Source organism: Micromonospora sp. HNM0581 (genome assembly GCF_012726175.1).
Taxonomy (GTDB): domain Bacteria; phylum Actinomycetota; class Actinomycetes; order Mycobacteriales; family Micromonosporaceae; genus Micromonospora.
The window spans coordinates 258,982-272,390 of the sequence record NZ_JAASAD010000004.1 but is presented as its reverse complement, the minus strand read 5'-3'; the positions used below and the strand labels follow the sequence as shown (position 1 = coordinate 272,390).

Genomic DNA, 13,409 nt, shown 5'->3' with positions numbered 1-13,409 from the left:
ATCACCGCCGGGGCCGGAGCACCGCGGGGCTTCTGCGGTCGGCTGCGTTCACGCCGGCATGTGGCTGGCCGCCGCCGGTGCGCTGGTCCCCGTGGCGGTGGGTTCGTCACGGGGGTGGTACAGCAGGTGGATGGCGCCGTCGAGGTCGAGGCGCTGGACGCCGATGTGGTAGACGGCTTCGATCACGGTGGGGTCGAGGACCTCCTCGGTGGTGCCGGCCGCGGCGACCTCGCCTCGGCCCAGCAGCACCAGGTCGTCGCAGTAACGGGCGGCGAGGTTCAGGTCGTGCAGTACGACGACGGCACAGGTGCCCAGGCCGCGGACCAGCCGCAGGATTTCGTGCTGGTAGCGGATGTCGAGATGGTTGGTGGGCTCGTCGAGGAGCAGGTGGGTGGCCTGCTGGGCCAGCGCCCGGGCGATGAGCACCCGCTGGCGTTCACCGCCGGAGAGGCTGGCGAACGCCCGTGACCCCAACTGGCCGGCGCCGACCCGGCGTAGACACTCGATCGTGATCTCGTGGTCGGCTGGCCCGGTGCGCTGGAAGGTGCTCAGGTGCGGGCTGCGGCCCAGCAGCACCAACTCGGCCACGGTGAGGGCGGTCTCCGCGCCGGTTTCCTGCACCACCACGGCGAGCCGCCGCGCGGCTTCCCGCGGCGGTAGTGCGCTCACCTCGTCACCATCGACGGCAACGTGTCCGGTGCCGCCGCGCAGTGCGCCGTAGAGCAGCCGCAGCAGGGTGGTCTTACCGCTGCCGTTGGGGCCGATGAGGCCGAGCACCCGCCCGGGTCGGGCGGTCACGCTGATCCCGTCGATCACCGGGTTGGCACCGTAGCGCCAGGAGACCTGGGTCGCCTGGATCACGACTCGGATCCGAACCGTCGCACGATGCGTTCCAGTCCGTCGATCGACAGTGGGGTCGGCGGCTCGGTGAAGTGGAACAGTTGGGTCATCACGTTGCCGTTGCGGACCGCGGTGAGCTGCTCGGCGCCGGGTAGACCGGTCAGGCCCTGCGCGACCGCGGCGGAGTCACCGTCGCTGTGGAGCAGGATCAGCACGTCGGGGTCACGGCCGAGCAGTTCCTCGATGGTGACCTCGAACACGCGTTCGGGGGTGTCGCCGAAGACGTTTCGGAAGCCGGCCGCCTCCAGTTGTGGATGGGCCATGCTGGCGGAGCCGTACGCGTACGTGCTGCCGCCGCCCACCGTCGGGTACAGCACCGCCGCGGTACGACCGGGCGCTGTCGTCGGGCTGGCCTGGATCGTCGCCATCCGCTCGGTGAGTGCGTCGACGGCGGAAGCCGCCTGTGCCTCGCGGCCGAACACCCGACCGTAGGTTTCCAGCTGCCGGGGGATGTCGGCGAAGCTGGGGGTGGCGGTGGTTTCCGCGCACAGGGCCGGTTCCTCGAGCAGCGGGATGTCCACCGCCGAGAGGGTGTCGCGGGAGAGGTTGTCGACCTCGCCGAGCACCAGGTCTGGTTCCTGGCTGATCACCACCTCTTTGGCGATCTGCAGGTGGCCGGTGGTGTCGGTCTTGTCGGTTAGCAGGGGGATGCGGTCGAGTGCGGCGAGGGTGCCGCTGTCGTAGTACTCCCTGGGGTACTTCCCGGCGCGGGCGGTGACGCGGTCGAGCACACCGAGCGCGTGCAGGTACGGCACCGCCGCGCTGGTGAGCAGGACGACCCGCTGCGGTGGGGCGTCGAAGGTCACCTGGACGCCGCAGTTGGTGACGGTGACGGGAAAGCCGGGACGGTCACCGCCCGGCTCGTTGCCGGCTCCGCCGCAGGCGGCTACCAGCAGCGAGAGAGTGGACGTGGCGGCGGTGACGGCGAGTCGGGTTGCTTTCATCGGCGCTCCTCGGCGGGTCGGGCGCTCAGGCGCCGGTGGCGTGCAGGCGACGGATGAGGACCAGCAGGAAGGGGGCACCGAGCAGGGCGGTGACGATGCCGATCGGGATCTCCTGGGGGGAGAGCAGCATCCGGGCGAGCACGTCGGCCCAGACCAGCAGGATGGCGCCGAGCAACGCGGCCACCGGTACCACGCGGACGTGTGGGGCGCCGACGATGCGGCGGGCCAGGTGCGGCACGACGAGGCCGACGAAGCCGATGCTGCCGGCGGCGGAGACCAGCACACCAACGCCCAGCGACACGAGCACGAGCAGCCGGAGCCGGAACCGGCCGGGTGACACGCCGAGCGTGTGGGCGGTCTCGTCGCCGATGGCCAGCACGTCGAGGCGTCTGCCGACGACGGTCAGGTAGGTGATCATCGAGCCGAGTGCGACCGCGGCGACGAGCAGCAGAGCGTTCCACCGGGCCAGCCCGAGGGAGCCGAGCAGCCAGAACATCACTGAGCGGGCGCCTTCGGCGGACCCGGAGGCGAATATCAGGAAGCTGGTGGTGGCGTAGAGGACGTAACCGACAGCGACACCGGACAGCAGCAGCCGGACCGATGTCACCCGCCCGCCGCTGCGGGCGATCAGGAAGACGAGCAGCGACGCGCTGAGCGCGCCGAGGAAGGCGCTGCTGGACAGGGCGTACTGTCCGAAGGTGGCGCCTGCGCCGAACAGGATCGCGGCGGCTGCCCCGCTGGAGGCGCCGGAGTTGATGCCCAGCAGGTAGGGGTCAGCCAGAACGTTGCGCACCATGGCCTGCAACGCGACCCCGCATGCGGCAAGCCCGGCACCGACGAGCATGCCGAGCAGCACCCGGGGTAGTCGTACCTGCCAGACGATGGCGTCCTGGGGTGGGGTCCAGGTCACCTCGCCGGGCAGGCCGACGAGATGGTGCCCGATGATCTGCGCCGCCGTCGCCGGGGGGACGTTGACCGCACCGGACCCGACCGCGATCACCCCGGTGAGGATCAGCGTGATCGTCAGCGCGAGCAGCCAGATCCCGGTCCGGCGGCGCTGCGCTGCGACACCGAGCAGGTCCGGCCGGTTTTCGGGCAGGGCGGTCGCGGTCACCGCACCCATCTGCACTCCCTAGGCTCTTGCAAAGCAGTGGCAACAAGCTATCAGCAAGATCAGGGCAGCGGAAAGGGCGCACCGCTCGCCCCGGTACGGCCGGGGACGCCGGCCGTCGCCAAGGCGAAGAGCTGTCCAGCCGGCGCGCTGTCGGTCTCAGCGCGTCGACGGATCACGGCGCTGCGCGACCCCAACTGTGCGCGACGGCGAGTGGATCACCGGCCCGGAAGTCGGGCGGATCATGCAGCAGGAAGTCGCGGTGACTGATGTTCCAGGCGTACGCACCGGCCATCCCGAAGACCAGCACGTCGCCGACGGCGATCGGACCACTGTCGGTGTCGCGGGCCAGCACGTCCTTCGGTGTGCAGAGTTGACCGACGACGGTGACCGGACCGCCGTCGGTCCGTGGGCCGGTACCGGCCCGGGACACCACGACGAAGGGTTGGGAGTGCCCCTTGGCCGCCGGGGTCCGCAGATGATGGGTGCCGCCGGCCACGATCACGAACCACCGGCCCCGGGACCGTTTCACGTCGATCACTTCGGTCAGGTACGACCCGCAGTAGACCGCCACGGCCCGACCTGGCTCGATGCGGAGCCGGACCATCGGATGAGCCTTCGCCACCTCGCCGAGCAGCCGACCGTAGACCCGCCAGTCGAAACGCTGCTCCGGACGGTGGTAGTCGACTGCCATGCCGCCGCCGACGTTCACCTCCTCGGCGCGTACCTGCCGGACCGCCCAGTCGGTCACCTCGCGCGCCACCACGGCGGCGGTCGCCGCGTCGAGCCCGCTGGCCAGGTGGGCGTGCACGCCACGGACCCGGACACCGGCCGGCGGCTGCGCGGCAAGCCGGACCGCTTCCTGCGGGTCCATGCCGAACGGGCTCGCCTGCCCGCCCATCACCAGCACCGCCCCCGGGGTGGCGACCGGCAGATTCACCCGTAGCAGCACGTCGACGGTACGCCCGGCGGCCCGGGCCAGAGCGGCCAGCCGGTGCAGTTCGGCACCGGACTCGACGTGTACCCGGTGCACCTCGGACACGAGCGCGGCGGTCAGATCCGCGTCGGTCTTGCCCGGCCCGGCGAACGCGGCCACCCGCTGATCGGGCAGCACGTCCGCGAGGTGCCGCAGCTCGCCCCGACTGGCGGCCTCGAAGCCGTCGACCGAGGCGGCGAGGATACGCAGCACACCCGCGTCGGGGTTGGCCTTGACCGCGTACAGCAGCTCGACCTGTGCCGGCAGGGCCGCCCGGACAGCGGAGGCATGGGTAGCCAGGGCAGCGAGGTCGTAGACGTACGTGGGTCGGGTCACCCGGCACCACCCAGCGGGTTGGGCACCACGACGTAGGGTGCCCGCTGGTCGGCGGCCCGATGCCAGCGGACCAGCAGGTTCGCCTTCGCGGCGAGCGGGGCGCCGTCGAGCAGGGCGACCAGCTCGACCGGCTCACCCAGCTGCGCGTACGTCGCCTCGACGACCTGCCGGACCAGCTGCCACAGCCGGGGCTCCACGCCGGGGTGAAAGTCGGCGAGCGCACCGGCGAGGCCGGCGAGGTGGTTGACGAACAAGCAGTAGACGACGCGCAGGGCCGCCTGCGCGGGGGTGTAGGCGACTTCCCGGGGCACCCCGTCCGGCCAGGCCGTCAACCGGCCCGGATCCAACTTCACCCCCTCGAGGTCCCGCAGGACCAGTCGGACCGGGCGGCCATCCGGGGCCAGGACCACGAGCACGTTCTGCAGGTGCGCCTCGTGGACCACGCCGTGACCGAGCCACAGCCGCAGCACGGTGGGTACCAGCAACTCGACGTAGGCCCGCCACCAGCCGAACGGATCAGGCACGGTCAGCGGTGTGGCAGCCAACGCCGCCGCCAACACCACCCGCTCGCCCGGCCGCAGATGTTCGCGTACACCCGTCCGCAGGATGGTGCCGTACGCCTCGTCCGCACCCGGCAGGTCGACGGTCCGGTAGCCGGGTTCCCGTAGCAGACCGACCTGCGCCGCGAGCGGCACATCGGCCAGAAACCGCGTCAACGCCACCGCCCCGGTCAACTCGTAGCGGGCGTTCTTGCGCAGACAGTTGGTGATGCGTACGTGCAGACTGGTCTTGAGGAACCGGTCCACCGAGGGGGCGTACAGCGTACGGACGCTCGCGGTCGGACGGACCGGTACCCCGGCCGGGCCGAGCCGGCGCAGTCGCGGATCGTTCGGCGGGACCAGGTCCAACTGCCACGGGTGCACCGGCAGCAGGAGGTGCCCGGGTGGGGCATCCGGCGGTCGTAGCGGTGCGATCAGTTCGTCCACCGGCCCGTCGTCGGCCACCAGAGCGGTCGGGACGGCGAGCCAACTCAGCTGGAATGCGCTGCGGAGCTCCGGGGCGTACCGCCGCCAGCTCGCCGGGTCACCGCTGCGCCATTTCGGGCTGGGGTGGTGCGGGTGCCCGTACACGAGGGACTGTTCGGAATCGACGTAGCCGTCCAGCACCGGGTCACCGGTCGGGGTGGGGTCGCGGGACGGTCGCTGTCGCAACAGTGTGGCCAGTGCGTCCCGGCTGCCCAGTACCTGCTCGACGAATTCGTCGTTGGCCAGCCCGGTGCGGGCACTCAACTCGGTGGCGATCAACCGTGCGAGCTGCGCACTGTCGACCGGCACGTCACCGACGAGCGGGCCGTCGTCCGGCACGTCGATCGGTGGGACGGCGACCGGCACGGCCGGGCGGTCAAGGATCGATGCGGGCCGGCAGCGGACCGGGCCGACGTAGCGGTGCGCCAACACGGGAGAGACCCGCACCAGCCGGCAGGAAAGGGTCAGTCCGACGTTCGGCAGCCGGATCCGCAGGATCCCGCCGACGGTCTCGGCGGCACCGTCGGGCGCAGCCACCTCCCGCAGGTAGCAGGCGAGCAGGGTGTGCGCGGCGGCCAGGTCGGCGGCGCGTTCCGCCGGTCGGGTGGTGGCCTCAGCCGTCTGCGGCGTCACGAGGCGCTCCGTAGGTAGTTGGGTCCGGTGCGGAGGTAGAACTTGTTCACGTCGGTGCAGCCGATCCGATGCTTGGGCAGCAGCGTGCCGGCGGTGAGCATCGCCTTGACCGGCAACCGGTCGGCGGTCAGGACGCGGTCGATCAGCTCCCGCGCGGCGGGTGTGTCGCCCCACCTGTCGCGGGCGGCGCGTAGGCGGGGCGCCAGGGCCTCGGCGGGCGAGGGCACCGGCACCCCCCGCTCCGCCAGGGCGAGCAGAGGTGCTGCGGCAGCCAGGTGCAGGGTGATCGTCACGAACATGTCGGACAACTCCCCGGGGTGGCGGATCCACATCCGTTGGTCGCGCAGTCGGAGCGCGCCCGCGTGCCGGCGGTCCAGCCGGGCACCGTCGTTGTCCTTGTACAGCAGCCGTACCGGGCCCTCGGCCGACAGGACCAGCTGGATGTTCTGTGGATGTGCTTCCAATGCCACTCCGTTACGTAACCAAAGGAACACGTGCCAGTCGAGCAGGAGATCGAGGTAGGACCCGAGCAGCCGGGTCGGGTCGTCACCGCCGATGCGCTGGGCGACCGTGCCGGCGGTGGGATCCGCCGCGGCGAGGGCGGCCACCGGCACCACGGTCGCCCGGTCCCAACCGACGGGGAGCCGGCGGAGCAGGAAAGCCCGCAACTCGTCGTCGCAGTGGCCGAAGGTGCTCTCGTCGGCGTGCACGATCCGGCCGGCGAAGCGCGGCTGCGCCGCGGCAAGGCGGTCGAGTAGCTGGGCCATGTCCGCGCCGTCGGTGAGCGAGCCGGGTGCGAGGGTGCGGCGGTTGCGGGCGCCCAGACTCGCGGTCGGCAGCGGCAGCTTCAGGTGCGTGGTCGGATCGCTGTCCAGGGCGACGGTCCGCATCGACAGCGTGGGCCGCACAGTGATGCCCGGTGTGTCGAGCACCGGCAGGTCCGACCGGTCGGCGGTGAGTGGATGCACCGGCAGCAGCACCTCACCGGCCCGGCGCGGCGCCGGCCACCAGCTGGGCAACCGGCCGCTCAGTCGCAGCGTCCGGGCCGGTACGGCCAGCCAGCGCAGGGTGAACGCGGGAGCGTGTTCCGGTGCGTACCGGAGCAGGTCGGCGCCGTCCAGGCCGTGCCGGCACCGGTCGGTGGGGTAGACGGCGTGGCCGGCGTGGGCGGCGAGCACGTCGTCGAGGAGGGCGCCGCCGAAGCCGGTGGGCCAGCCGACCCGGGCAGCGGCGATCCGGGCGAACGTGACCGGTCGGTTGGTTGCGGCAAGCCGGCGGGCGAGCAGGTCCTGCCGGCACTCGTCGGTGAAGACACGCCATCCCTGCTCGGCGTCGGCATCGTCGGGTGGCGCGAGCAGCTCCAGCAGGCCCGCCAGGGTGTCAACCCGGCGCAGAGCCTGACCGGCCGGACACAGGTGCAGTTCGGCGCGGGCCAGGCGGACGGTGTGCTGGAAACCGTCGGGACGGACCGGAAGTCGTAGCTGACCGGCGTGGTGCGGTGCCTGCCACCAGCCGGGCCCGTCAGGACGGCCGCCGCTGCTCATCCCGAGGTGGTCCTCTCGCAGCAGAGCGTTCAGCACCCGGCGGAACAGTTCCCGCTCGACCGGGTCGGTCACGCGGCGATCACCCAGTCGAGGTCGGCGCGGAATCCGACGAGCGCGCGGCGCACCGTGACCGGATCCGACCCGATGCCGTGCAGGACGGCAAGGTAGTCACGGTTCGTGCCGGTTCGCGCGGCGCTGGTACCGACCGCCCGTAACGGGCGGCAGCCGAGCCGCACCCCGTCGCGTACCGCGTCGACGGCTCCAGGGGCGGCGACGAGGGTGCCGGTGCGGTCGGCGCAGACGTACTCGACGCGGGCGGCCGGTACGTGTTGCGCCAGGTCGGGTAGCGTGAAGTCGGCCACGGACTCGCCCAGGTGCAGCCGGATGACGTACTCGAACAGGGGTATCCCGAGAAGTTCGGCCAGGATGAGATCCATCCGGTCGCCGATCAACCTGTCATTGACCTCGATGAGGCGGGGGCGTTCCCGGTGCATGACGAACTCGGTGTGGCAGGCACCGAACCGTACGCCGAGGGCATCCAGTTGAGCCCGTAGCCGCTCAGCCGTCGCCGGGGCTGCCGGTGCCCACTCCAGGCACAGCTCGGTGAAGGTGGGCGGCGGACCGAGCGTGGTGCGCCAGCCACCGAGCACGGTGAGTGTGCCGGTGTCACCGAGGGTGTCGTGGGTGCGGACCTCGCCGGGCAGGTACTCCTCCACCACGAGTGACGCGTCCGGTCGGCGGCGGCGGATCTCGCTCACCCGCCTGGCCAGTTCGTCCTCGTCGGTGACCAGATAGGCGTCCTCACTGGCTACGCCGTCGCGGGGCTTGACCACGGCGGGGAAGACATCGAACGTCGGCGGTTGCGCAGGTGCCAACGTTCGGGCCCGGACGTCGTCGAGACCGGCGTCGGCCACCGCCTGCCGGGTGGCGGCCTTGTCCTTGCAGCGTCGTGCCGCCTCGGGATCCTTACCGGGCAGGCCGAGTCGGCGGGCGGCCAGCGCGGTGGCGGCCTGCAGGTGATCGCTGTTGGAGAACAGGCCCACCGGGGCTGGTCCTGCCCGGACCGCCTCGGTGACGGCACGTGGGTCCCGCACCGGGCAGCCCCGCGTCGACACTGACCCGGGCCAGTCGTCGGGCCGGTCGGTGAGCACGGTGACCGGCACGCCGAGAGCGTCAGCGGCCGGCAGTAGTCCGTCCAGGACGGAGTCTGTCGGATTGACGGCGGTCAGGTACAGCATCACGAGTCGGTGGGGTGCCGGGCCGTCACCGGGCGCGCCAGTAGGCAAGCGCCGACACCTGCTCCTTGCCGACGCCGAGTCCTTTGCGGAGGTGCCTGACGATGCTGCGGGTGCTGGCCGCCTCGCACGCCACCCAGTACAGGCTGTCCTCCTGGCCGGTGGTCAGAGCGGTGGTGACGGTGTCCACCAGGTGTTGGCCCTCGGCACGGCGCGGTACCCACACCACTTCGTCGTGTGGCCGGGTACGCAGCGGCAGCTCGCGTTCACCGTCGTGGGCGTACTCGAGCCAGATTCCCGCCGACGCCGGTCCGGCGGCGTCGAGCAGGCTGTTGACCGCCGGCAGGGATGCCGCGTCACCGACCAGGTGCAGCCGGCCGGGCGCCGGCTCGGGAAAGGAGAAGGTGCTGCCCTGGACGGTCGCCTCGATGGTGTCCCCGGGCCGGGCGGTCGAGGCCCAGCGGGCGGCGCAGCCGTCGTGCAGTGCGAACACGAGATGGAACTGTCCGCTGTCGGCGTCCGGGTCGACGAGAGTGTACGCCCGCTGGTGCGGCCGGCCCTCGTTGTCGAACCACAACCGGATCCACATGGTGGGGTGCACACCGCAGGTACGCAGCAGTTCACCCCCGTCGACGAGCAGCCGTCGGTAGTGGTCCCCGACGGGTTCGGTCTCCAGGACGGTCAGCTGGAAGTTCCGGCCCCCGAACGCCTTGAGTACGAGGGCTTCCCAGTTCCGTTTCATCGGGTTCTCCACTGTGGGTGCGAACGGGCGGTGCACAGTTGCCGGCCGTCGACGCCTTCGACCCGGCCGGGACGGCTGGGCGTACGACTACCGGCCCGCGAGGTCGGTTCAGGGGGTGGCGGTCAGTGGCAGCGCGCGTACCAGCATCCGGTGCGAACGCCAGCCAGGAAACGGCACGAGGTCGCCGACATGGGTGAACCCGGTGCGTTGCAGTGCGTGCCACACCCGGGTGTTGGTCTCGGCGACGGCGAGGGATACCCGTTCCTCGCGTCGTCGGGTCAGCAACTCGACAGTCATCCGGAGCCCGAGGCGGTGCCGGCGGTACTCGGGCAGGACGAACGCCTCGCACACCGCGAAGGTGCGGCCCGGCCATTCGACGGCGAGGTCCGGATCCGTGGCGGAGGTCAGGTCACGCCACCACAGGGTCTCCGGTGGCAGCGGGCAACCCATGACCGCGCCCACCAGCTGGCCGTCGACGTACCCGAGCGCCGCCTCGAAACCGGGGGCGGCGGCGGTCCACCGGAGGCGTTCCTCGGCCGTCGGTGCGATGTGGTCGACCAGGTGCAGTGCGGTGGCGTGCACCTGGTGGTAGACGTGGGTGAGCGCCTCGATGTCAACCCGGTCGGTGGTGACGACGGCGCTGTCCCGTTCGCCGATCGTTTCGGTCGCGGCGGGCAACGACATGGAACCCTCCCAAACTTTGGTTAGGCAAACCTAAACAATGGGTCGACGTGGGGGCAAGTCGGTGTCCGAGGGCGGCCACGACACCCCTGCCGGCCGGGTTGATCGCCTCGCCCGGGTGAGAGCGGGACCCAGGTCAGCGCAGCCGACCGCGCCGACCGAACCAGTCCCGCGAGTCCCGGGTGTTCAATGCCAGGACCACCCAGACCAGCAGGCCCAGACCGACAACGGTGATCGCGCCGAAGAGGCCCAGTGAGGCGGCGGCCAGCAGGGCGGCCAGGGCATACGCCGGGTAGGGTGCCCAGCGGCGGCGGGCTGCCAGGCTGACCGACACCAGCGCACACGCCGTGGCCATGGCGGCGAAGAAGGCGACGGCGCCGAGGGAACCGGTCGCGGCCAGCGACCGGTGTACCGTCGCGAGCGCGAACAACAGCGACAGCAGGGCGAACGCGAGCACGGTGCCCCGTACCGGGGTCGGCGTCGTGGGCGGCCGGAGCAGGTCCCCGGAGCCGCCGCCGGGTGGGCGTACGACCATAAGAACAACGATGAACGTCGACGTTTGGCTGGACGCGCCACTGTCGGCAACGCGACAGTGGAAGCGGGCGCTCTAAGCTTCGGCCCATGGCGAGGTACTTCGACGTGCACCCCGACAACCCGCAACCGCGCAGCATCGGCCAGGTGATCGACATCATCCGCAGGGACGGTCTGATCGCGTACCCGACGGATTCCTGCTTCGCCCTGGGCTGCCGGCTGGGCAACCGGGACGGCATCGACCGGATCCGAGAGATCCGCCACCTCGACAGCGGGCACCACTTCACCCTCGTGTGCCGCGACTTCGCCCAGCTCGGGCAGTTCGTGCAGCTGGACAACGCGGTGTTCCGCGCGGTGAAGGCGGCCACCCCCGGCCGGTACACCTTCATCCTCCCCGCCACCAAGGAGGTGCCCCGGCGACTGTGGCACCCCCGCAAGAAAACGGTCGGAGCGCGCATCCCCGCCCATCCGGTCACCCGCGCGCTGCTCGACGCGCTCGGCGAGCCGCTGCTGTCGAGCACGTTGCTGCTGCCCGACGAGCAGGAGCCGATGACCCAGGGCTGGGAAATCAAGGAACGTCTCGACAACGTCGTCGACGCGGTCGTCGACGCGGGCGACTGCGGCACCGAACCGACCACGGTGGTGGACTTCTCCGACGGTGAGCCGGAAATCGTTCGGTTGGGCGCCGGTGACCCGGCACGCTTCGTCTGACGTCGGCCCGGCGGTACGCGAAGGTCCGCCGTCCGGAGGACGAACCCCGGCGATCGAAAACGGTCAGCCGGTAGGGACCGCCGAGGCCGGATAGACGCGGGTCTCGGCGGCCTCGACGGCGGCCCACAGCGTCCGCCCGGGTGCCGGTCGCAGCTGGGCGGCGGCGCCCGGGGTGACGTCGGCTGCGACGGTGACCGGGCCGTCGAGTTGCACCCGCAGGTTGTCGCCGTGGCGGTGCACCCCGGTGATGGTGGCCGGCCAGCTGTTGGGGCTGCCGTCGGGGCGGACGGAATGCAGCGCCACAGCCGAGGGGGCGAACGCGACAAGGACCTCACCTTCGTGCCGGTCGCCGGTGACCAGGTGCAACCCGCCGGCCAGCAGGACGCGGTGCCCGTCGGCCCGCCCTCGGTGGAGGTTGAGACCGACCAGACGGGCGACGTAGTCGGTGCGCGGCTGGGCGGTGACGGTGGCGACGTCGCCCATCTGCACCACCCGACCCTGTTCGATGACGACCAGTCGGTCGGCGAGCACGACCGCGTCGATCAGGTCGTGGGTGACCAGCAGCGTGGCGCCGGGGTGGTCGGCGAGATGGCGCTGGAGCTGGGCGCGGGTGTCGAGCCGGGTACGGGCGTCGAGCGCGGCGAGCGGCTCATCGAGCAGCAGTAGCGCGGGTTCGACGGCCAGGGCCCGGGCCAGGGCCACCCGCTGCGCCTGCCCGCCGGACAGGTGGCGGGGCCGGCGCCGGGCCTGTTCGGCGAGCCCGACCCGGGTCAGCCAGTCCGCTGCCCGCTGCCGGGCCCGCTGCCGGTCGAGGCCCTGCCGACGCGGCCCGAACGCGACGTTGTCCAGCGCGGTCAGGTGCGGGAAGAGCAGGTAGTCCTGGAAGACGACGCCGATCGGACGCTGTTCGGTCGGGGTCCAGATCCGCCGGCCCGGATGATCGAGGTGGCGTCCTGCGAGGCTGAGGTGCCCGCCGGTGAGGGAAAGCAGGCCGGCGAGGGCCCGCAGCGCGGTTGTCTTGCCAGCGCCGTTCGGCCCGAGGAGAGCGACGACCTCGCCCGGGCGGATGGTCAGCGGTAGATCGAGTCGGAAGGTGCCACGGTCCACGACGAGGTGGGCGTCGAGCACCGCAGGGCCGGGTGAAGGGTCGCCCGGCGGGCTCGGATCGACGCCGGGGCAGTTCGGATCGCCGGTCACGAACTGCCGAGCCAGCGGTCACGGAGGCTGGCCAGAATCGCCACCGAGACGGTGAGCAGGACGAGACTCAACACGATCGCCGCCTCCAGGTCCGTCTCCAGGGCGAGGTAGACCGCCAGCGGCATGGTCTGCGTACGGCCGGGGAAGTTGCCGGCGAAGGTGATGGTGGCACCGAACTCGCCGAGCGCCCGGGCCCAGCACAGCACCGCTCCGGCGGCGATGCCCGGGGCGACCAACGGGAGCGTCACGTGGGTGAAGGTGGTCCACCGGCCCGCGCCGAGGGTCGCCGCCGCCTCCTCGTACCGGACGTCCGCGCCGCGCAGCGCGCCCTCGACGGCGATCACCAGGAACGGCATTGCGACGAAGGCCTCGGCGAGCACCACACCGGCCGTGGTGAACGGCAAGGTGAACCCGAAGGCGCTGTCGAGCCAGCCGCCGAGGATGCCCCGCCTGCCGAAGACGAGCAGCAGAGCCACACCACCGACCACCGGCGGCAGCACCAGCGGTACGGTGACCAGGGCACGCACCAGGCGGCGGCCCGGGAAGTCGATGCGGGCGAGCAGCCAGGCCAGGGGCACTCCGAGGACGAGGCAGAGCAGCGTGGCCAGGGTCGCGGCCTGGACGGACAGCCGCAGCGCGGTGAGCACCCCCGGCTCGGTCAAGCGCTGCGGAAGGGTGCTCCACGGCGTACGGATCAACAGACCTGCCAGCGGCAGCACCAGGAAGACCAGGCCCAGGGCGGCGGGCAGCAGCAACGCGACGGGTATTCGACCGGTGCGCCTGGATTGTGGAGGTGGCGCGGACCGGGCGGGCGTTACGGTCACGAGGTCAGGCCGGGACATC

13 protein-coding genes are annotated in these 13,409 nt (G+C 71.7%); 1 reads left to right on the top strand and 12 read right to left on the bottom strand.

Translation table 11 applies throughout. The features are described 5' to 3' along the window. Nucleotides 1-48: 48 nt before the first annotated feature. The 10 genes from HCA58_RS08565 to HCA58_RS08520 form a co-directional block, all read right to left on the bottom strand. On the bottom strand, nucleotides 49-861 hold the full coding sequence (locus tag HCA58_RS08565) for an ABC transporter ATP-binding protein (protein ID WP_169597213.1): 813 nt from the start codon (nucleotides 859-861) through the stop codon (nucleotides 49-51). After that, complete coding sequence (locus tag HCA58_RS08560) at nucleotides 858-1,844, bottom strand: ABC transporter substrate-binding protein (RefSeq protein WP_169597212.1); 987 nt, start codon at nucleotides 1,842-1,844, stop codon at nucleotides 858-860. The genes HCA58_RS08565 and HCA58_RS08560 overlap by 4 nt, the downstream gene beginning before the upstream one ends. 25 nt (nucleotides 1,845-1,869) lie before the next feature. Next, nucleotides 1,870-2,967, bottom strand: coding sequence for an iron ABC transporter permease (locus HCA58_RS08555; RefSeq protein WP_169597211.1), 1,098 nt, complete (start codon nucleotides 2,965-2,967; stop codon nucleotides 1,870-1,872). A 163-nt stretch (nucleotides 2,968-3,130) separates the two neighbouring features. Continuing rightward, nucleotides 3,131-4,267 carry an alanine racemase gene (locus HCA58_RS08550; RefSeq protein WP_169597210.1) on the bottom strand — a complete coding sequence of 379 codons (1,137 nt, stop codon included), beginning with the start codon at nucleotides 4,265-4,267 and terminating at the stop codon, nucleotides 3,131-3,133. After that, nucleotides 4,264-5,925 (bottom strand): IucA/IucC family protein, encoded by a 1,662-nt coding sequence (locus HCA58_RS08545; RefSeq protein ID WP_169597209.1) that lies wholly within the window; start codon nucleotides 5,923-5,925, stop codon nucleotides 4,264-4,266. The genes HCA58_RS08550 and HCA58_RS08545 overlap by 4 nt, the downstream gene beginning before the upstream one ends. Then, a complete protein-coding gene (locus HCA58_RS08540; RefSeq protein ID WP_169597208.1) occupies nucleotides 5,922-7,541 on the bottom strand; it encodes an IucA/IucC family siderophore biosynthesis protein in 1,620 nt (539 codons plus the stop codon). Before HCA58_RS08540 ends, HCA58_RS08545 begins: the two co-directional genes overlap by 4 nt. After that, complete coding sequence (locus HCA58_RS08535; RefSeq protein WP_240955693.1) at nucleotides 7,538-8,755, bottom strand: siderophore biosynthesis protein; 1,218 nt, start codon at nucleotides 8,753-8,755, stop codon at nucleotides 7,538-7,540. The genes HCA58_RS08540 and HCA58_RS08535 overlap by 4 nt, the downstream gene beginning before the upstream one ends. Next, nucleotides 8,733-9,446, bottom strand: coding sequence for a siderophore-interacting protein (locus HCA58_RS08530; protein ID WP_169597207.1), 714 nt, complete (start codon nucleotides 9,444-9,446; stop codon nucleotides 8,733-8,735). Before HCA58_RS08530 ends, HCA58_RS08535 begins: the two co-directional genes overlap by 23 nt. Before the next feature lie 108 nt (nucleotides 9,447-9,554). Next, nucleotides 9,555-10,130 (bottom strand): GNAT family N-acetyltransferase, encoded by a 576-nt coding sequence (locus tag HCA58_RS08525; RefSeq protein WP_169597206.1) that lies wholly within the window; start codon nucleotides 10,128-10,130, stop codon nucleotides 9,555-9,557. A 133-nt stretch (nucleotides 10,131-10,263) separates the two neighbouring features. Continuing rightward, the gene (locus HCA58_RS08520; RefSeq protein ID WP_169597205.1) at nucleotides 10,264-10,662 is read right to left on the bottom strand and encodes a hypothetical protein; all 399 of its coding nucleotides are present in this window, start codon (nucleotides 10,660-10,662) and stop codon (nucleotides 10,264-10,266) included. 86 nt (nucleotides 10,663-10,748) lie between these two features. Between HCA58_RS08520 and HCA58_RS08515 the strand changes: the two genes are divergently transcribed. Next, complete coding sequence (locus HCA58_RS08515; RefSeq protein ID WP_169597204.1) at nucleotides 10,749-11,369, top strand: L-threonylcarbamoyladenylate synthase; 621 nt, start codon at nucleotides 10,749-10,751, stop codon at nucleotides 11,367-11,369. Between the two features lie 63 nt (nucleotides 11,370-11,432). Here HCA58_RS08515 and HCA58_RS08510 read toward each other — a convergent pair whose 3' ends face one another. Beyond that, a complete protein-coding gene (locus HCA58_RS08510; protein WP_169597245.1) occupies nucleotides 11,433-12,497 on the bottom strand; it encodes an ABC transporter ATP-binding protein in 1,065 nt (354 codons plus the stop codon). A gap of 65 nt (nucleotides 12,498-12,562) precedes the next feature. Beyond that, entirely contained in the window at nucleotides 12,563-13,408 is an 846-nt protein-coding gene (locus HCA58_RS08505) for an ABC transporter permease (protein ID WP_169597203.1), read from the bottom strand. Nucleotide 13,409: the final 1 nt, after the last annotated feature.